The organism is Pseudomonas sp. JUb42 (genome assembly GCF_024807945.1).
GTDB lineage: Bacteria > Pseudomonadota > Gammaproteobacteria > Pseudomonadales > Pseudomonadaceae > Aquipseudomonas.
This window is the reverse complement of sequence record NZ_JANUFD010000006.1, coordinates 31,622-51,287: the sequence shown is the minus strand read 5'-3', so window position 1 is coordinate 51,287 and position 19,666 is coordinate 31,622. Positions and strand designations below refer to the sequence as shown.

Annotated in this window: 20 protein-coding genes; 11 read left to right on the top strand and 9 right to left on the bottom strand. The window is 57.8% G+C overall.

Features of this window, described 5'->3' with window-relative positions:
• The first annotated feature begins 252 nt into the window (after positions 1-252).
• Positions 253-2,127: a sigma-54-dependent Fis family transcriptional regulator gene (locus M2401_RS13295; protein ID WP_259103414.1), complete on the top strand. Its 1,875-nt coding sequence runs from the start codon at positions 253-255 to the stop codon at positions 2,125-2,127.
• Between the two features lie 42 nt (positions 2,128-2,169).
• On the opposite strand, the gene M2401_RS13290 is transcribed toward M2401_RS13295, so the two are convergent.
• Complete coding sequence (locus tag M2401_RS13290) at positions 2,170-3,072, bottom strand: LysR family transcriptional regulator (RefSeq protein ID WP_259103412.1); 903 nt, start codon at positions 3,070-3,072, stop codon at positions 2,170-2,172.
• Positions 3,073-3,222: 150 nt separating this feature from the next.
• Here M2401_RS13290 and M2401_RS13285 point away from each other — a divergent pair, with 150 nt between their 5' ends.
• The 4 genes from M2401_RS13285 (at position 3,223) to M2401_RS13270 (ending at position 6,063) form a co-directional block, all read left to right on the top strand.
• Positions 3,223-3,420 (top strand): 4-oxalocrotonate tautomerase family protein, encoded by a 198-nt coding sequence (locus tag M2401_RS13285; protein ID WP_259103411.1) that lies wholly within the window; start codon positions 3,223-3,225, stop codon positions 3,418-3,420.
• Between the two features lie 70 nt (positions 3,421-3,490).
• Entirely contained in the window at positions 3,491-3,844 is a 354-nt protein-coding gene (locus tag M2401_RS13280) for a putative quinol monooxygenase (RefSeq protein WP_259103410.1), read from the top strand.
• A gap of 84 nt (positions 3,845-3,928) precedes the next feature.
• Positions 3,929-4,543: a nitroreductase family protein gene (locus M2401_RS13275; RefSeq protein ID WP_259103408.1), complete on the top strand. Its 615-nt coding sequence runs from the start codon at positions 3,929-3,931 to the stop codon at positions 4,541-4,543.
• Between the two features lie 149 nt (positions 4,544-4,692).
• Positions 4,693-6,063 carry an MFS transporter gene (locus M2401_RS13270; protein WP_259103407.1) on the top strand — a complete coding sequence of 457 codons (1,371 nt, stop codon included), beginning with the start codon at positions 4,693-4,695 and terminating at the stop codon, positions 6,061-6,063.
• Between the two features lie 59 nt (positions 6,064-6,122).
• Here M2401_RS13270 and M2401_RS13265 read toward each other — a convergent pair whose 3' ends face one another.
• Positions 6,123-6,917: an SDR family NAD(P)-dependent oxidoreductase gene (locus tag M2401_RS13265; protein WP_259103406.1), complete on the bottom strand. Its 795-nt coding sequence runs from the start codon at positions 6,915-6,917 to the stop codon at positions 6,123-6,125.
• 156 nt (positions 6,918-7,073) lie between these two features.
• Positions 7,074-7,964, bottom strand: coding sequence for a LysR family transcriptional regulator (locus M2401_RS13260; RefSeq protein WP_259103405.1), 891 nt, complete (start codon positions 7,962-7,964; stop codon positions 7,074-7,076).
• A 104-nt stretch (positions 7,965-8,068) separates the two neighbouring features.
• Here M2401_RS13260 and M2401_RS13255 point away from each other — a divergent pair, with 104 nt between their 5' ends.
• Complete coding sequence (locus M2401_RS13255) at positions 8,069-9,022, top strand: alpha/beta fold hydrolase (protein WP_259103404.1); 954 nt, start codon at positions 8,069-8,071, stop codon at positions 9,020-9,022.
• A gap of 88 nt (positions 9,023-9,110) precedes the next feature.
• On the opposite strand, the gene M2401_RS13250 is transcribed toward M2401_RS13255, so the two are convergent.
• Entirely contained in the window at positions 9,111-10,010 is a 900-nt protein-coding gene (locus M2401_RS13250; protein WP_259103403.1) for a LysR family transcriptional regulator, read from the bottom strand.
• Between the two features lie 117 nt (positions 10,011-10,127).
• On the opposite strand from M2401_RS13250, the gene M2401_RS13245 reads away from it, so the two are divergent.
• From M2401_RS13245 to M2401_RS13230, 4 genes are read left to right on the top strand one after another with little or no spacing between them, the layout of a single operon-like run.
• Entirely contained in the window at positions 10,128-10,757 is a 630-nt protein-coding gene (locus M2401_RS13245) for an NADPH-dependent F420 reductase (RefSeq protein ID WP_259103402.1), read from the top strand.
• A 19-nt stretch (positions 10,758-10,776) separates the two neighbouring features.
• The gene (locus M2401_RS13240; RefSeq protein WP_259103401.1) at positions 10,777-11,610 is read left to right on the top strand and encodes a class III extradiol ring-cleavage dioxygenase; all 834 of its coding nucleotides are present in this window, start codon (positions 10,777-10,779) and stop codon (positions 11,608-11,610) included.
• A gap of 1 nt (position 11,611) precedes the next feature.
• Positions 11,612-12,286 (top strand): alpha/beta hydrolase, encoded by a 675-nt coding sequence (locus M2401_RS13235; RefSeq protein WP_259103400.1) that lies wholly within the window; start codon positions 11,612-11,614, stop codon positions 12,284-12,286.
• A gap of 19 nt (positions 12,287-12,305) precedes the next feature.
• Positions 12,306-12,707 (top strand): DoxX family protein, encoded by a 402-nt coding sequence (locus tag M2401_RS13230; RefSeq protein WP_259103397.1) that lies wholly within the window; start codon positions 12,306-12,308, stop codon positions 12,705-12,707.
• An 81-nt stretch (positions 12,708-12,788) separates the two neighbouring features.
• Here the strand turns inward: M2401_RS13230 and M2401_RS13225 are convergent, their stop codons facing one another.
• From M2401_RS13225 to M2401_RS13205, 5 genes are all read right to left on the bottom strand, one after another.
• On the bottom strand, positions 12,789-13,718 hold the full coding sequence (locus tag M2401_RS13225; protein WP_259103396.1) for an electron transfer flavoprotein subunit alpha/FixB family protein: 930 nt from the start codon (positions 13,716-13,718) through the stop codon (positions 12,789-12,791).
• A 2-nt stretch (positions 13,719-13,720) separates the two neighbouring features.
• A complete protein-coding gene (locus M2401_RS13220; protein WP_259103395.1) occupies positions 13,721-14,470 on the bottom strand; it encodes an electron transfer flavoprotein subunit beta/FixA family protein in 750 nt (249 codons plus the stop codon).
• Between the two features lie 42 nt (positions 14,471-14,512).
• Positions 14,513-15,757, bottom strand: a complete 1,245-nt coding sequence (locus M2401_RS13215) for a CaiB/BaiF CoA-transferase family protein (RefSeq protein WP_259103393.1) — start codon at positions 15,755-15,757, stop codon at positions 14,513-14,515.
• Between the two features lie 73 nt (positions 15,758-15,830).
• On the bottom strand, positions 15,831-17,360 hold the full coding sequence (locus tag M2401_RS13210) for a 3-hydroxyacyl-CoA dehydrogenase (protein ID WP_259103392.1): 1,530 nt from the start codon (positions 17,358-17,360) through the stop codon (positions 15,831-15,833).
• 2 nt (positions 17,361-17,362) lie between these two features.
• Positions 17,363-18,148 (bottom strand): enoyl-CoA hydratase, encoded by a 786-nt coding sequence (locus M2401_RS13205; protein WP_259103390.1) that lies wholly within the window; start codon positions 18,146-18,148, stop codon positions 17,363-17,365.
• A 294-nt stretch (positions 18,149-18,442) separates the two neighbouring features.
• On the opposite strand from M2401_RS13205, the gene M2401_RS13200 reads away from it, so the two are divergent.
• Positions 18,443-19,594, top strand: coding sequence for an acyl-CoA dehydrogenase family protein (locus M2401_RS13200; protein ID WP_259103388.1), 1,152 nt, complete (start codon positions 18,443-18,445; stop codon positions 19,592-19,594).
• The last annotated feature ends 72 nt before the right edge of the window (positions 19,595-19,666 follow it).

Here is a 19,666-nt window from a genome sequence, read left to right as displayed (position 1 = left end):
AACGAGAGCAAGGCCGATGCCACAGTTTGCATAATTCCCTGAAAGGGCCGAAATAGAGCGCTCAGGTTGTAGCCTGGTACTTTCTCGACCCGGTTTCATTCAAGACATAATGTCTCTGATAACTGCTGCATCACCCGAGAATTTGAGATGTTATGTCTCACGCTGAGACACAGGATTGAAATGGCTTGTGTCAGCACCTCATGGCGTTTTTAATGGCTGCACAACAATTAGATAATGCTTCACGGAGGCCTAATGCTCTCTGGCTATTCAAAAGTCCATGAGGATCATGTCAGCCGCGTTCTTCGAACTGCTTCAAACTCGGCAAGCCTGCCCGTGCCCGGGATGATTCTGGAATCCTGGCGACGTGCAATCGAACACTACAATCTTGATCCTGGGGCGCTGCACGGCCCGAGGATCATGGATGCCCATCACCTCAAAGAGCATCGGCAACGGGTCGAGAGTTTTCTGAGCATCGCTTCCGATGAGATATCCAGACTGCATACCAAGGTACGTGATGCCGACTATTGCGTCATGCTCACCGATATCCAGGGGTGCACCATCGATTACCGGGTCGACGACCTGATTCGCCGGGACTATCGGCGCGCCGGTGTTGACCTGGGAACTTGCTGGTCGGAAGGCCAGGAAGGCACCTGCGGCGTCTCCGAGGTCCTCCTTCATCAGGTCCCCGTGACCGTGCATAAACGCGATCACTTTCGGGCCGCGTTCATTGATCTCACCTGCTCCGCTGCCCCGGTCTTCGCCCCTGATGGACAATTGATAGCAGTGCTTGATGTGTCCGCCGTGAAGTCGCCGGATGACCGTAGAAGCCAGCAGTTGATACGGCATATGGTGATCCAGAGTGCCCGAGACATCGAGAACGCCTATTTCATGCATAACACCCAGGACTGCTGGAGGCTGCGCGCCCATCCCATGCAGGGCTATGTCGACAGCCAGCCTGAACTGCTGTTCGCCTGGAATAATGATGGAGTGTTGACGGCGATCAACCCGGCGGGAAGGCGCTATCTCATCAAACGGCTGGGCCACATACCTCAGCACTTCCGTGAAGCCTTCAACGCGGATTCGTTACGCACGAACACCGACTACAGCCATCATTTCCTCCCCGACCATCAGCTATACGTACGCCTCGACTCACCACTTAAAAGGGCTTATGTACAAGCAGCCAGGCCAGTGGCAGAGGTTGATGCGCAGTTGGGCAATGCGCTGCAAAAAGCAGTACTGGTCAAGAATCGCGATTTGCCGGTGCTGATTCATGGGGAAACCGGCTCAGGTAAAGAGCATTTCGCCCAGACGCTTCATCGTGCCAGCGCCCGTAGCGAGCAACCCTTTATCGCCGTCAACTGCGCAGCGATACCTGATTCCCTGATCGAGAGCGAACTCTTTGGCTATGCGCCAGGTGCGTTTACAGGAGCGTCCAGCAAAGGCAAACAGGGCCTGATCAAGCAAGCTAATGGCGGCACCTTGTTTCTCGATGAGATCGGCGACATGCCACTCAGTTTGCAGACCCGATTGCTGCGAGTGCTCAGCGAAGGCGAGGTTGCACCATTGGGTGCGACGCGGGCCGAGAAAATCGACGTCCAGGTGATTTGTGCATCGCACAAGGACATTGAAACCCTGGTCAAAGAAGGCCTGTTTCGTGAGGACCTGTACTTCAGGCTCAGTGGCGCCCGATTCGACTTGCCACCGCTGCGTGACCGCAGCGATAAACTTAACCTCATAAACGGCTTTCTGGAAAACGAGTCGCAGCGGGTGCAGGTTTCGCTTCAGGTCAGCGAGGACGCGTTGGAAAGACTGCTCACCTACTCATGGCCCGGAAACATACGCCAGCTTCATCACACGTTGCGCTATGCCAGTGCCGTCAGCCACGATGGTATTTTACGCATTGAAGACTTGCCCAACGCGTTGCAAAACGCAGAAGCCAGCAAATTATTCGAACTCCCGTCGGGGCCTCCGGAGCGTCAGGTACTCATCGATGCGCTGGTACGCAACCGCTGGAAGCCCGTACTGGCAGCGCGTGAAATGGGCATCTCAAGGGCCACGCTGTACCGCAAGGTGAAACAGCACGGCATCAATATGCCCGGCAAAGGATCCTACGATCACCTGAGTTGAGTAATCCGAGGGGCCGTGCAGATATTCCCTGAATCTGCACGGTTATTGCCAGTGCTCACAGACCTTGACCAACTCATCGACCACGTACCTGACCTTTGGCCGCAGATGAGACACCTTCGGCCACACCGCATGCACTTCCACTGGTTCGGGCTCAAAGTCTGCGAGCACCTCGACCAGCCGTCCCGCTTCAATATCGTCGCGGAACAGGCAGCGCGGCATCTGGCATAGCCCTACCCCTGCCACAGTTGCCAGAATCATCGCCTCTCCATCACCAATCTGATGGCTGACAGGCGGTGTGTAGCGCACGCTTTGCGCACCATTTCCGACCCGCCAGGATAAGGGCTGTCCTCGCCGGTAGCCGACCACACAGTGATGGCTCTGCAGATCCTCAAGGCTATGTGGCGTACCAAATCGGGCCAGGTAGTCTGGCGCCGCACAAATCGCCCAGCGTTGTCGCGCCAGCCGACGGGCCACCAGACCGCTGGTGTCCTTGATCTCTCCAAAGCGCACCAGCAGGTCGATGCCCTCCTCTATGGGATCGACCAGATGATCGGAGAACGTCACGTTGAGCTGAAGCGCAGGATATTTATTGGCAATCTCGAAAAGCAGTGGCGCCACCACTCGGCGACCGAACGCGACCGGCATATCCACCCGCAGGCGCCCGGAGGGCTCACGACCACCAGGACCCAAGCCACTTTCTGCGGAGCCAATTTCTTCGAGCGCGGAAGTGCACGCCGCGAAATAGGCGTCACCGTCTGCAGTGAGGGAAATGCGCCGTGTCGTGCGATGGAAAAGCTGCGTTCCCAGGCGCTCTTCAAGCCGGGCAATGGCTTTACCCACTGCCGATTTGGAAACGCCCAGGCGCTCGGCGGCCTCGGTGAAACTGGTAGAGCGGGCCGCCATGACAAAGGTGATGACACCTTGGAATGAATCGGCGGGGATCATATGGAATGCCATTGAGTAGAATTAATGTCTACCCAGATTATAGTTTTAGTTCGTTTATCGCCAGCGCCTTCTACATTAGCATGGACTCATCGGTGCGCTGCTTCATGTACCGCCCTCCCATTTATGTAAACGCCGCAAGAGGATTTCATCATGCCCGTAGTACGAGTCAGCTGGTTCGAAGGTAAAGAGCACGGTCAGAAAGCAACCGTGGCTGCAGAAATCACCGAAAGCATCGTGAAAAACACCGGCACCCCTGCTGAATACATCTATGTCATTTTTGAAGACATCGCGCCTTCTGATTGGGCGGGTTCCGGCAAGCTGTTCGGGGAAGCTCCCGACAAGGCCTGACCTGAAACCGCGTCAAATGCATCGGCTGACTCAGCGATGCATCTACCTCCCAGTCGAGAAGGAGCTGCCCATGCATCCCTACATTTCCTGCCTGTTCACCCTCGCGGTCAAACCTTCGGAATTCGCCGAATTCAAAGCACTGATCGCGCAGATCGTCACAGCGACAAAAGAAGAGCCAGGTACGCTGGTATACGAATACAGCGTCAATGAAGACAACAGCACTGCGCATATTCTTGAGCGCTACAACGCCGATGCAGTGGTCAGTCATGTCGACACCACCTTCGCACCGTTCGGCAAACGCTTCCTCGAACTCTGCACGATCACCGGCCTCACCGTGTACGGCACCCCGGATGCCGAGATACGTAAACGTCTCGACCCCTTCGGCGCTGTGTACATGACGCCCTTCGATGGTTTCGGCCGCTGATTCAATCGGCACGCCGTACAGCTGCGATCAGAACACCGCAAAGCTGGCTCGTGCCCAATATTTTTACCCTGCACGGAGACCACGATGTCAGGTATCGCTGAAGTTATTAAATCCAGAATTTCTGCCAACAGCTACGACACTGAGCGCAAATTGACGGATCAGGAGATGACCGATCTCATTGATCTGGCCACCCACGCACCCTCCGCTTTCAACCTGCAAAACTGGAAGTTTCTGGCCGTGCGCAGCGAACAAGCCAAAGCACGCTTGCTGCCCTTGGCCTATGGCCAGCAGAAAGTCGTGGACGCTGCCGTCACATTCATCGTTTGCGGCACATTGCATCCCCATGAAACCCTGCCAGCGGCACTGAAGCCGACCCTGGACGCCGGTATCATCGATGAGTCCATCTACAACATGTGGGTCGGCGCCGCGCAAGGCATGTACCAGGAAAACCCTCAGCTGCAACGTGACGAGGCCATTCGCTCCGGCTCCCTGGCCGCCATGACCTTGATGCTCGCCGCAAAAGGCCAAGGCCTGGTGTCCACGCCCATGATCGGCTTCGATCAAGCTGCGGTCATTGAAGCCTTCAACCTGCCAGCGACCGACATTCCGGTGATGCTGGTAACCGTCGGCTATCCAGGTACGACCAACTGGCCGCAAAAGCCTCGCAAGGCGGTCCAGGACGTACTTGAGTTCGTGTAAGTCATGAACCCGGCTGCCTGGATTCTTCCGTCGGTTTACAGGCATTCGCGAACATAGACACAGGGGACCTGCCCGGATTATGAGATGTCCGGCCCAGGTCCCTACCCCGGCGTGACCAGGCGCGTTGACGCTACTACCGGGAAGCTCGAATGCCCAGCAAAGCCCCCTCCCTCATTGCCATTCAAATAGCCGCCTGCCTTGGCTTTCTGGTCGTACAACTCGACGTCAGTGTGGTCAATGTCGGCCTTGCGGCCCTCAAAGACGCCTTTGCAACGGATCTCACCGGCCTGCAATGGGTCATTAACAGCTATGCCCTGGCCTTTTCCGCCCTGCTCATACTGGGTGGGGCGTGGGGCGACAAGTTTGGTGCGAAAAACATCTTTGCCGCAGGCTTTGCTCTGTTCACCCTGGCCTCTATTGGCTGCGGGCTTGCCCAGAGCATGCCCATGCTCATCGGCATGCGGATCGTCCAGGGCTGCGGGGCCGCCCTACTGGTACCTACGTCCCTGACGCTCATTCGACTGGCGTTCCATGATCCGAACGAACGCCGAACCGCAGTGGCCATGTGGGGTGCTTGTGGAGGCGTTGCCCTGGCAGCAGGTCCTGTCATCGGCGGGCTGATGATTGAGTACCTGGGCTGGCGAAGTGTCTTTCTGCTCAATGTGCCGTTGGGGCTATTGGCGATAGGTCTCATATGGCGCTTCGCACCAGCGTCACCACGTCTCGATAAGCGCGTGGACATCCTCGGGCAGATCAGCATTGCCGCGTGCCTGGCTGCGCTGACCTACGCTCTGACGGAGTCCAGCGCCAAAGGCTGGGTAACTGAAACCATTTCGATGATGAGCGTTGCAGGGATCTGTGCAATCGCCTTTATCCTGATCGAACAGAGGGTCGCCCATCCGATGCTGCCTGCGCGCCTGGCCAAGAACATCACCCTGGCAACGATGTCACTGGCGGGCGCGGCCATTAACCTGACGTTCTACGGTACGGTGTTTGTCTTCAGTATCTATTTCCAGACCTTCCTGCATTACGACGCGTTCAAGACAGGATTATCCTTCGTACCGCTGACCGCAGTACTGACACTCTCGACAATGCTCTCCTCACGCATCGCCAGAAAGGTCAGCGCCACGCGCATCATCATTATCGGCTTCACGATTCAGATCATCGGTTTCGTTGCGCTGGCGCAGGTCACCGAGCAAACGTCCTTGTGGTATCTGAACCTGGCATTGATGACCGTCGGGATCGGCAGCGCCAGTTCGGTTCCGTCCATTACCAACTCGATGCTCTCGTCCGTCACGCAGCATGACGCAGGCATGGCGTCCGGGCTGATGGCTTCAGCCAGGCAATTGGGGGGCGTAATTGGTGTCGCAGTTTTCGGCTCCATGATCGCTACGTCTGATGCAGCAACCTTCTCCCACGGAATGTCCAGCGCAATGCTGTTGTCGGCAGCCGTGCTTGTTGGATGCATAGCTGTGATATTCGTTGCCAGCCGCCGGGCTGCGGCGGTCGTGAACGCTTAGTAACGCAAGATCATGCGGTGAATGGAGCGGTGGTACCGCTCCATCCATCGTCAGCCGTCTTAGACGATGTCATCCACCACGCCGCCGTCCACCCTCAACGCCGCGCCGGTGGTTGCCGATGCCTGCTGAGAGCAGACATAAACGATCATGTTTGCCACTTCTTCGACCGTCGCCGCACGCTGAATGATGGAGCTTGGACGATGCTCCAGGATGAAGTCCTTGGCGACCGACTCAAGGGATTTTCCAGTGCGAGCGACTTCGTCCTGCATCATGTCCGCAACACCGTCTGACAAGGTCGGTCCTGGCAGCACACTGTTGACGGTCACGCCGCTGCCAGCAACTCGCTTGGCCAAGCCACGGGCCAGTGCCAGTTGCGCGGTTTTGGACACGCCATAGTGAATCATGTCCGCAGGAATGTTACGTGCGGATTCGGATGCAACGAAAACGACCCGGCCCCAGCCTTTTTCGACCATAGACGGAAGCAACGCGCGGCTTAGTCGAACGCCCGACATCACGTTGGTCTGCCAGTAGTTATCCCATACCTCATCACTGGTTTCGAAGAAGTCTTGTGGGCCGTAGATGCCTGCGTTGTTGACCAGGATATCCACCCCGCTCACTTCGCCGAGTACGATCGCCACGCCTTCAGACGTGCTCAAGTCTGCCGCTACGCCAGTGACGTTGGCGCCAGGAACGGCCACGACCAATCGTGCGATAGCGGCACTGACCGAGCCCTCGCTGCGACCGTTGATAATGACCGCCGCTCCTGCCTCGGCGAGCCCCTTCGCAATCGCGAAACCGATCCCTCCCGTGGATGCGGTGACAAGGGCACGCTTGGTATTCAGCTGAATGTTCATCATCTCTCCATCAAGACTGGCCGGCAGCAGTTGCCCCCAATCAAAAAGCCGCAGGCTATGCGGACACAAACGAACACTGTAACGGACCGGGTTTTCCTGATAAATGCCAGTATTGAATGGAGATCTACAACAGAACGTTTCAAAAGCCTCAGGGCTTCATGCTGCCGCTCCAAATGTCGTTGTTGCGAAGTCGAGAAAGGTCCGCAATTTTGGCGTAATCCGCCGATCAGGCGCGTACAAAACATGCAGCGCCCGGCTGGGCACCGGGTAGTCCGGCAGCAGCGGCACCAACGCCCCTTGCTGCAGCGATCTGGTCACCAACTCCAACGGCTGAAGCATGATGCCCAGCCCCGCCAGCGCGGCGCATAGCAGCGGCTCGCCGTGATCGGCCATGTACCGGCCGCTGACCGGAACGATGACACGACCCTCAGGTCCGTCGAAGGTCCAATGGGTGCGCAACTCGGTATGGGAAAAACCCAGGCACTCGTGCTCCTGAAGATCCCATGGCGTCCTGATAGACGGTTTGCCCTTGAGGTAGGCCGGCGCGGCGCAGAGGATCAACCTGTAGGGGGCCAAAGGTCGGGCAATCAAACCGCTGTCGGACAACTGGCCTACCCTGAAGACCACGTCGAAACCCTCGTCGATCAGATCCACCGCGCGATTTGCCAGGGTGAGTTCAACGCTGATCATCGGATTGGCCTGCATGAACTCCGGAAGCCGGGGTGCAAGCGACTGCATGCCAAAACTCACTGGAGCATTGACCCTCAGCCGCCCACTCGGCGAGGCCTGGGTCTCGGCCGCCAGATTTTCAGCCGTCTCCACCTCTGCCAGAATGTTTTTGGCACGTTCGTAAAACGTGCGGCCGAAGTCGGTGAGGCTCTGGCGTCTCGTCGTTCTGTTCAGCAGCCGCACACCCAGACGCTGTTCCAAATGTTGGACATGTTTGCCAATCAGCTGCGCTGACATCTGCAGGGCTTCACCTGCAGCGCTGAACGATCCGGTTTCGACAGCTTTAACGAACGCCGCCATGCTACTCAGACGATCCATTAGCAATATTCCGTTTCGAATGTTGCGCCATTTTGGATATTTATCTCATTACGGTTCAAGTCTTATTGTTGCCAAAATAAATTCTGGAACTGCAGGCGCTTCACTTGGACTACCCACTGAAAGACAAGACGCTCTGGTCCTTGCTCGGCGAGGATTTTTACTTTCCCCATGAAATCATCGATCAGGCCTTCAAGATTTCGGATTTCCCGGAGCTGAAGATCAGTAGTTTCGCCACCAGCGACAACACCAACCTTTGCTATTGGGAAGCCGGTACGGGCAGACCGCTGATTTTCATTCCCGGCTGGTCGGCCAATGGCGCCATGTACTTCCATCTGCTGTACATTTTGAGCAAGCGCTACCGCGTCTACGTCCTGGATGTGCGCAATCAAGGGCTGTCCCAGCGAGTCAGGTTCGGCAACCGTATTTCCCGCTATGCCCAGGACGTAAAAGAGTTTGCCGCGCATCTTGGATTGGCTGAAGCGGATTACTGCGGCTGGTCGATGGGAGCGTCGGTGATGTGGGCATTCATCGATCTGTTTGGCACCCAGGGGATTCGTACACTCTCAATCATTGACCAGGCGCCATCGATCTATTGTCATGCCGACTGGTCGGAGCAGGAGCGGCTCGACGCGGGCGCGTTCACGACCTCGCCGGAGCGCATGATTGCGTCGTACGTCAACATGTCACCCACCAACACACTGATCTCTGCGAGCAGGGTCGTAGAGCGCGCAATGGAAATGGACTCTCCCTATTTCCATAACGTGATCAGCCTGGCCCAGGCAGTGGTTCAGGACGACATGACGTTCACGGGGCAGGTGCTTTTTGATCACACAACCAATGACTGGCGAGACGTGATCCAGGCAAAAATTGACGTACCAACCGCTATTTTTACCGGGAAGTACAGCGACTGGCAGCAGAGTCAGCTCTGGATGAACGCGGCCATCAAGGGGTCGGTACTGCACGTCTACTCCAAATGCGAACAGGGCGATCATTTTCTCGCGTTCAAGAACCCGCAGAAGTTTGCGGCTGACCTGAGCCTCTTTCTGGAAAGCATTTAAAGCCCCGCGACTCCTTTGGGGATGTGTTTCCCCTTGCCGGCTGATGTTCCATCACTCTCAGGTCAGCCGGCTCTTTTCCCCATGAGCCTTATTGCTCCCATTGCGGCTCGGCAAAACGCTCGACCAGGAAGTTGATCAACACCCGCACCTTGGGCGCCAGGTGCTTGCGGGTCGGGTACACCGCATAGATGCCCAACTCCACAGACTGATACTCCGGCAGGATTTCCACCAGGTCGCCGCGACGAAGGTCTTCAGCCACCATGAAGCTTGGCTGCAGTGATATCCCGCCCCCGGCCAAGGCAATGCTGCGGCAGGTATCACCGTTGTTGCAGCGCAAGACCGAGCGTGTAACGACGCTTTCATTGCCATTCGGCCCTTTGAATTGCCATTCGTTGCCGCTGGCAAAGTTGGTATAGGCAATCACCCCATGCGCGCTCAGATCCTCAAGGGCCTTTAACGGCTCGTGCCGGGCCAGGTAGGACGGTGCCGCACACAGGCACATGCGGGTACTCGCCAGACGCCTCCCCACCAGGGAAGAGCTCTCTAGCCGCGCAATCCGCACGGCGGCATCAAAACCCTCCTCGACAAGATCCACGATGCGGTCGTTCAAGCTGATGTCCAGCTCCACCTTGGGATAGGCCTGCATGAAATCAGCCCAGACAGGCGCAAGGTGCAGCACGCCAAAACTCACCGGAGCGTTGATTCGCAGCACGCCACTGGGCTCTGGCGCGGCGGAAGAAACCGATTCTTCTGCCGCGTCCATCATCGCCAGCACTTCCCGCGCCTGGTGATAGAACTGCCGCCCTTCATCGGTCAACGACAGGCGCCGGGTGGTGCGGTGCATCAGGCGCACGCCCAAGCGGTCTTCCAGGCCACTCACATAGCGCGAAATAGCTGCTTTCGACATGCCCAGCGGGTCTGCCGCGCCGATAAAGCTCCCCTTATCTACCACGGTGCAGAAAACCTGCATCTCAAGTGCTCGATCCATGACTGTCTCACCAAGAGGAACTATTAGTCCCATAAGGCCTTATTTATCTCAAATTCGCAACCTATAGAATGAACCCATCAAATCGATTCAACGCAACTCAACACACTTGAGGTAACTATGAAAATCACAGTAATCGGTACCGGCAACATGGGTTCGGGTTTTGCCAAACAATTGTCGGCAGCGGGTCACAGCGTGCGCGTCACCGGCCGCGATATCACCAAAGCCCAGGCCTTGGCCGATCAGTACGCAAACGTCAGCGCCTACGCCCCAGCCCAAGCGCTGGGTGACAGCGAGGTGGTCGTAGTTGCCACGGCGTATGCCGACGCAGCGTCCGCACTGCAGAGCCTGGGTGATCTGACCGGTAAGGTCGTCATCGATATCACCAACCCTCTGAGCGCTGACTACATGTCGCTGACCATCGGCCATGTCACCAGTGCCGCAGAAGAGATCGCCAAGTCTGTGCCCCAGGCCCACGTGGTCAAGGCCTTCAACACCTTGTTCGCCCAAGTCCTCGCAGACGGCCCGAAATTCGCCAATGACCAACGCGGCAGCGTATTTGTCGCCGCCGACAATGAACGCGCCAAACAGACCGCCATCGCACTCGCGCAAAGCCTGGGCTGGAACACTGTAGACGCAGGCGGGCTGGTAAATGCGCGCTATCTCGAACCCCTGGCAGGTCTGAATATCTACCTTGGTTATGGCGCTGGCATGGGGACCTCCATCGCCCCCGTCTGGCTGCACAAGTAACTGCATTGGAGCATTCACCATGACCACATCGTTCCCACTGCTATTCGTGTCCCATGGTGCTCCGCTGTTCGCAATCGAGCCCGGTCTTGCTGGTCAACGGCTGGCCGAGCTCAGCCGCGAACTGCCGAAACCTGACGCCATTGTCATCCTGTCTCCGCACTGGATGACCCGCGGCGAAGTCAGCGTTACCGCGAGCACCGCCCCTAAAACCATTCATGACTTCGGCGGCTTCCCCGACGCGCTCTACCAGTTGCAATACCCGGCTCCAGGCGCACCGGCGCTGGCGGAACATATCGTGGGGCTGCTGCAGACGTCGGGCTGGAAGGCCCGCCTGGACCCGGCTCGGGGCCTGGATCATGGCGCCTGGGTGCCGTTGCTGTACCTGGCGCCTGAGGCAGACATCCCGGTTGTCCAGGTGTCGATGCCCTCGACGCTGGATACCCGCCAGGCGTGGAAGCTCGGTGAAGCGCTCAAGCCATTGCGTGAGATGAACATTCTCATCGTCGCGTCAGGCAGCCTTACCCATAACCTTTACGAATTCCGCGGCAACGCCATTCACGGGGCCGATTACGTAAAAAGCTTCGCTGCCTGGACGGCCAACGCCCTGCAGACGCGAAACACCGAGCAATTGCTCGATTATCAAAATTACGCGCCATCCGCCGAGCGGGCCCATCCGACCAACGAGCACTTCTTGCCGTTGTTCATTGCCTTGGGCGCAGCCGGGGAAGGTTATGAAACCCGCGTGTTGGAAGGCGGGGTGACCTATGGGGTGCTGGCCATGGACAGCTACCTGTTTACCTCGGCTGACAGTCGTGGACGCGAAATCGCTCAACCCATTCAAGGCGTTGCCTAATATGTCGAATCAGAACAATTTTTTCGAACCCGTCCGTGAACCGCAGTCGGGTATTTTCTTCAGGAAAGCCGGCAGCACCGCCAGCCCCAAAGCTCGCCTGTTGCTACTCCATGGCGTTGGCTCGAACGAAGCGAATCTGGCGCCGCTGGCCGCCTCGCTGCCTGAGGGGCTGGAAGTGTTGCTCCTGCGGGGTCCGTTGCAGGTTGGCCCGCAGGGGTTCGCTTGGTATCAGGTGAACTTCACCAGCAATGGCCCTTCGTTCAATCAAGAGCAAGCCGAGTCGAGCAGGCAACTGCTGTTGCGTTTCATTGAGGCCCTTCCTCCGCTCCCGACGGTAATCGCTGGCTTCAGCCAGGGCGGCATCATGAGTTCGAGCGTCGGCGTGACCGAGCCTGAGCTGGTCAAAGGGTTTGCTCTGCTCAGTGGCCGGATGCTGCGTGAGATTGACTCACAGATCGCAGTACCGGAACGCCTGAAGTCAGTTTCAGCGTTTATTGCTCACGGCCTGCAGGACAACGTCCTCCCCGTCGATTGGGCAAAAGAGGCGGACGCCTGGCTGGAGCGGATTGGCGTTGCTCACGAAACACATTTCTACGACATGGCCCACGAGATCGGCGCTGAAGAACTGGCCGACTTCTCGCGCTGGCTAACCAACACGCTGTCACTTTCTAACTGAACAAAAAGGAAACGTCTCCATGATTGATACACGTACCGCTCCCTATGCAGCATTTATCATGCGTCTGGCCCTGGGTATCATGTTCCTGGCTCATGGCCTGACCAAAGTGTTTGTGTTCACCCCCGCAGGCACTGCCGGCTTTTTTGAGTCGATCGGGTTCCCCGGTTTCCTCGCTTACCCGGTCATGGCTTTTGAAGTCCTTGGCGGCTTGCTGCTGGTCCTGGGCGTCTACTCACGCTGGATCGCCGCCCTTGCGGTGGTTCAACTGTTCGTCGCTTCGACCGTACACTTTCACAACGGCTGGAGCTTCACCAACGCCAATGGCGGTTGGGAATACCCTATCTACCTTTGCGTCACTGCGCTGGTGGTAGCCTTGTTAGGTGATGGCATGTTCGCCGTGAAACCTTCAAGCAAAGCTTGAGTGAGCAACTGAAAAAACGCCGAAGCCTGGCTATCCAGACTTCGGCGTTTTTCATTTTTTCTAAGCGGCTGCGGTACAGGCTTAAACCAAGCGCTCCAGCTCAGGAATAGCGTCAAACAGATCAGCCACCAGGCCGTAATCAGCCACCTGGAAGATCGGTGCTTCTTCGTCCTTGTTGATCGCAACGATCACCTTGGAGTCCTTCATACCGGCCAAGTGCTGGATCGCGCCGGAGATACCGACGGCGATGTACAACTGAGGCGCGACGATCTTGCCGGTCTGGCCGACCTGCATGTCGTTCGGTACGAAACCGGCATCGACCGCAGCGCGGGAAGCGCCGACCGCTGCACCCAGCTTGTCCGCCAGGGCGTACAGGTGCTTGAAGTTGTCGCCGTTCTGCATGCCGCGGCCGCCGGAAACGACGATCTTGGCAGCGGTCAGTTCCGGACGATCGGACTTGGCCAGTTCTTCACCAACGAAGGACGATTTGCCTGCGTCGTGAGCAGCCGCAACCGCTTCAACCGCAGCCGAACCACCTTCAGCGGCTACCGGGTCGAAACCGGTGGCACGTACGGTGATGACCTTGACCGCAGCCGAAGACTGAACGGTGGCGATGGCGTTACCGGCATAGATCGGGCGCTTGAAGGTGTCGGCGCTTTCTACCGAGATGATCTCGGAGATCTGGTCAACGTCCAGTTGCGCGGCAACCCGCGGCAGGATGTTTTTGCCGTTGGAAGTCGCGGCAGCCAGGATATGGCTGTAGCCTTTGCCCAACTCGGCAACGAGCGGCGCAACGTTTTCCGGCAGTTGATGGCCGTAGGCAGCGTTGTCCGCCAGCAGCACCTTGGCCACACCGGCGATTTTCGCCGCTGCGTCAGCCACAGCAGCCACACCGGCGCCTGCGACCAGTACATTGATGTCGCCACCGATCTTAACGGCAGCAGCTACGGTGTTCAGAGTGGCCGGGGCCAGGGTCTTACCGTCGTGTTCGGCGATTACCAAGATAGTCATGTTTAGATTACCTTCGCTTCGTTTTTCAGTTTCTCGACCAGTTCAGCCACCGACTTGACCTTGATGCCAGCGCTGCGTGCAGCCGGCGCTTCGACTTTCAGGGTCTTGGTGGTGGAGGCCGTGGAGACACCCAGGGCGTCCGGGGTCAGCACTTCGAGAGGCTTCTTCTTGGCTTTCATGATGTTCGGCAGCGAGGCGTAGCGTGGCTCGTTCAGACGCAGGTCTGTAGTCACGATCGCTGGCAGGCTCAGGGAAACGGTCTGCAGGCCGCCGTCGATTTCGCGGGTCACGGCAACCTTGTCACCGGCCACTTCGACTTTCGACGCGAAAGTGCCTTGCGGGTAGCCACTCAGGGCGGCCAGCATCTGACCAGTCTGGTTATTGTCACTGTCGATGGCTTGTTTGCCAAGGATCACCAGTTGCGGCTGCTCTTTGTCGACCACGGCCTTGAGCAGCTTGGCCACGGCCAGGGAGTTCAGTTCGTCAGCAGACTCAACGAGGATGGCACGGTCAGCGCCCAGTGCCAGTGCGGTACGCAGTTGCTCCTGAGCAGTGGTCGGGCCGACGGAAACGACGACGATCTCGGTCGCTACGCCTTTCTCTTTCAGGCGGACGGCCTCTTCCACGGCGATTTCGCAGAAAGGGTTCATCGACATTTTGACGTTGGCCAGATCAACGCCGGAGTTGTCCGCTTTGACGCGAACCTTGACGTTGTAGTCGACCACTCGCTTGATGGATACGAGGATTTTCATAGGTATTCCTGGCAGGTTTTTGGTACTGAAAGTAGTAGCGCTTCAGGGCGCGCTGAAGTCCGACTGTTCGATGACGCCACGGGCCTTGAGCTCCTCAAGGCGTTCGTCACTCAAACCAAGTCGCTGACGGAGCACGCAATCCGTATGCTCGCCGAGCATGGGCGCAGGACGCAGATATTCGACCGGCGTGCGGGACAGCTTGATGGGGCTGCCGACGGTGACGAAATCAGCTTTCTTGGGATGGGGGATGGTCACGACCATATCGCGAGCCTTGACCTGTGGTTCGGCAAGAGCAGTGGCGATATCGTTGATGGCGCCAACCGGAACACCACGGGGATGAATCTTGCTGACCCAGCTCTGTGCGCCATCCGTGAGAAAATGGCTGGACAGGATCTCAACGATCGCCTGGCGGTTATTCACCCGATCCGTATTGCGCGCAAATCGCGGATCCTTCGGCAGGTCAGCCAGGCCGATGGCATCGCACAGCTCCCTGAACTGGCTATCGTTGCCACAGGCAATGATGAAGTCGCCGTCATTGGCCTTGAATACCTGATACGGCACGATGTTGGCGTGGGCATTGCCATAGCGCCCGGGCGGCTTGCCTGACGCCAGGTAGTTCTGGCTTTGGTTACACAGGGTCGCGACCTGTACATCGAGCAGCGCCATGTCGATATGCTGCCCCAGTCCCGTCTGATGCCGACTCAGCAACGCCGCCTGGATAGCCACGGTGGAATAAAGCCCGGTCATCAAGTCCGAAAAAGCCACACCGACCTTCTGCGCCCCGCCCCCCGGCAAGTCATCGCGCTCACCGGTGATGCTCATCAATCCGCCAATGCCTTGGATGATGAAGTCATAGCCAGGTTCGCTGGCCCGTGGGCCGGTCTGACCGAACCCAGTCACCGAACAATAGACCAAGCGCGGATTGATCTGCGATAAGGTCTGGTAGTCCAGGCCGTACTTGGCCAGGGAGCCGGCCTTGTAGTTTTCGATCAGTACATCGCAGTCTGTGGCCAGGGCACGCACCAGCTCCTGCCCCTCCGGTGAAGCCAGATCAAGGGCCACCGAGAGTTTGCCTCGATTGGTCGACTGGTAGTAAGAGGATTCCTGGGTCGGTTCACCCTCCTCGTCCTTCATCCAGGGCGGCCCCCAACCGCGGGTGTCATCACCCACCTGAGGCCGTTCGATTTTTATGACCTCGGCACCCAGGTCAGCCAGGACTTGGCCACACCAGGGGCCAGCCAGTACCCGGCTAAGATCCAGCACCCGATATCCGCTCAGAGCACCCATTTCACCTACCTTCTAATTGTTATTGAATTCGAGTTTCAGCCGCTTTCAGCCTGCACGCCGAGCCTGCCAGGCGTCAGCCAACCGCGGGTTCCGCGACTCGCAATGACAGGCCAAGGTCGGCCCGGCGGCGCAACCAGAGCCCAGGGCGATAGCGAGGATCTGCGGTGAGATCAGCCATACGCTTGAGGATATGCAGGATGCGCCGGGCGCCCAACTCATCCCCCCAGGCCAACGGCCCCAGCGGATAACCCAATCCACGGCGCACCCCCTCATCCAGATCATCGATAGAGGTTATTTTCTGTTGAACAATCTCCCCGGCCAGATTGATGACCATTGCCATGACACGCTGAGCGACAAACCCGACACTGTCTTGAATGACCGTTACCCCGACGCCATCACGGGCCAGCAACGCATGTCCCGCAGCAAGCATGGCCGGTGAGGTCGCCGTGGTCGGCATCAGGGTCCGGTGCCGAGCCAAGTCAGGCAGCAGATCGATACACAAGGTACGGCAAGGATCGGTATCGAAATCCAGCGACGCTTGAGCGGCGTCCACGCCGTAGGGAGCGAGCAGGCATAGGGCATTTGCCGATGGGCGATCCCCTGTCTCGATCTGAGCCCCAAGTCGATCCAGCAAGGTGATGAGGGATGCCCTGTCTGCGTCGGTCTCGGCTCCAATCCAGACAGGCGGCATCAGCTGTACATCCGGCACGTTCTGCGCTGAAGCCGGGTCAGGCGTCTGTCCGTTCTGGTAAGAGTAAAAGCCGCGCCCCACTTTACGTCCGACAAACCCGGCCTCAAGCATGCGTTGGGTATGGGATGAAGGACGATAACGAGGATCCTGATAGAACTGACTGTAAATCGACTCAATGACCGGATGGGAAACGTCCAGAGCGGTCAGATCAAACAGCTCGAACGGGCCCATGCGAAAACCCATGCCTTCGCGCAGGATCCGGTCGATATCCAGAGGAGTAGCAATCCCTTCTTTGAGCATCTGCAGGGCTTCGGTGCTATAGGCCCGACCGGCATGGTTGATGATGAACCCGGGGGTGTCTTTGGCTCGAATGCCTCTGTGCCCCAAGCGCGTGGCGAGGGCCTGCAATGCATCGCCGACTGTTGAATCCGTTGCCAGGCCGTCGATCACTTCGACGACCTTCATCAACGGCACGGGGTTGAAGAAGTGGAAGCCCGCCACGCGCTCAGGATGCCGACAGACACAGGCGATGCTGGTCACCGAGAGGGATGAAGTGTTGGTTGCCAGAACACAGGTCGCTGAGACGATATTTTCCAGATCGCAGAGCAGACTCTGCTTGGCCTCCAGCTTCTCGATGATCGCCTCGACAACCAGTTCACAGTCAGCCAGCGCTTGGAGTGATGTCTCCACATGCACGCGCGACATTGCATCAGAGGCGTCGGCAGTGCTGATCTTGCCTTTAGCAACCAGCTTGTCGAAGGTTTCGCTCAACTTCAACCTTGCCGTGTCACCGGCGCCCTCTCTGGCATCGAAGAGAGACACGCGCAGCCCGGCCTGAAGCGCAATCTGCGCAATCCCTACACCCATCACGCCAGTGCCCACGATCGCCATGGTTTGAATGGTCTGGGTCATGGTCACTCTCCGCTGAATTGGGCTTTGCGTTTATCGAGAAACGCCGCAGCGCCTTCCTTTTGGTCCTTGGAGGCAAACAGCAACTGGAAGGCCTTGCGCTCCAGTGCCAGGGCGCCTTGCAGGGGCAGGTCCGCGCCGGCGAGCATCACTTCCTTGATCTGCGCAACCGCCAGAGGCGGCAAGGCGGCAATCTGAGTCGCCAGTTCCATGGCGCGGGCGATGGTTTGATCATCGCTGACCAACTCGCTGATCAAACCGATCGCCAGTGCCTCAGGCGCCTTTACCATGCAACCGGTCAAGGCGATGCGCATGGCCTGGAATTTACCCACGGCACGCACCAGACGCTGGGTCCCGCCAGCGCCCGGCATCAACCCCAGTTTGACTTCGGGCTGGCCAAAACAGGCCGACTCGCCTGCCACAATGACGTCGCAATGCATCGCGAGCTCGCACCCACCCCCGAGGGCGAATCCGTTCACGGCAGCAATCACTGGTTTTGGGCAACTGCCAATAGCGTCCCACAGCAGCTCGGTGTGTCGTTGATACATCTCGATGGGATCGGCAGAGGCGAACTCGCGGATGTCGGCTCCTGCGACGAAGCAGCTGTCCCCACCCGTCAGTACGATAGCCCGCACGGTGGAGTCCCGACCCAACTCAGTGAACAGGTCGGCAAGTTGCTGACGAACAACGCTGTTGAGCGCGTTCCTGAATTCCGGACGATGAATGCGGACCAGCGCAACGCCGCCTTGTGGGCGCTCCAACTGGACGCTCAACTCTTCTGATGCATGCATGCCTGCTACCTCTTGTCTTTATTTCGCAGAGCGGAATTAAATACTGATTTATAAAAATAATATCTCCCATCTGTCGAAGCTGTAAACAAATTATCGTGTTATTGGACCTCCAATGAATCAAAGGGCCTGAATATACAAATTCCGCTGTGCGGTATTTGATTTTATTTATTTGATTTTTTTGGCGGGTTCCCCTTAACCTGCGCTCAATGGCCGGGGCGACCTCGCTGTGCCCCGCCGCTTGCCAATAACAACAACAGCTATCCACCGAGCGCACTCAGGCGCCCAGGAGTTCACATGATCCGCGATACCGAAACCCTCCAGATCCTGCTGGATTCAATCCGTCAGTTTGTCAACGAAGCCCTGATTCCCCGAGAGCATGAGGTCGAAGAAACCGACTCCATTGCGCCGGATATCGTGACGCAAATGCGTGAAATGGGGCTTTTCGGCCTGACCATCCCGGAGGAGTTCGGTGGGTTGGGCGTGACCATGGAAGAGGAGGTTTGCATTGCGTTCGAGTTGGGCCGTACTTCCCCTGCTTTCCGTTCCTACATCGGTACCAACAATGGCATTGGCTCCATCGGGATCCTGCTGGATGGCACTGATGAGCAAAAACTTGACTACCTGCCAAGGCTGGCAAGTGGCGAGTTGCTGAGTTCCTTTTGCCTGACCGAGCCTGACGCCGGTTCCGACGCAGCCTCGCTCAAGACTGTGGCTGTGCGTGACGGTGATGACTACGTCATCAGCGGAACCAAGCGTTTTATTACCAATGCCCCCCACGCCGGGATCTATACCGTCATGGCCCGAACCAACCCCGAGATCAAGGGCTCCGGCGGTATCAGCGCCTTTATCGTCGAGCGCGATACGCCTGGCGTGGTTCTTGGCAAGCGCGATCACAAGATGGGTCAGAAAGGCGCCCACACCTGTGACGTCATTTTTGACAGCGTGCGGGTTCCTGCGCGCCAGTTGATCGGTGGTGTACCTGGCGTCGGTTTCAAGACAGCGATGAAAGTCCTCGACAAGGGGCGCCTGCATATCGCCGCCCTGAGTGTTGGCGCGGCAGAGCGCATGCTCGCCGACGCATTGACGTACGCCATGGAGCGCAAGCAATTCGGCCAACCCATCGCTGAGTTTCAACTGATCCAGGCAATGTTGGCCGACAGTAAAGCGGAAATATACGCATCGAAATGCATGGTGATCGACGCGGCGCGTAAACGTGACGACGGCCTGAATGTCAGTACTGAGGCCTCCTGCGCAAAAATGTTCGCGACGGAAATGTGTGGCCGTGTAGCCGATCGCTGCGTGCAGATCCATGGCGGCGCCGGTTATGTGAGCGAGTACGCCATCGAACGTTTCTACCGCGATGTCCGGTTGTTTCGCATCTATGAAGGCACCACTCAAATCCAGCAGATCGTCATCGCACGGAACATGATTCGCGAAGCTTCATAAGTCAAAACCAGCCTGAAACAAACACTGCTGGATACGCCTGACAAGATGTGTTCCTCCTATACGGACGAGCAC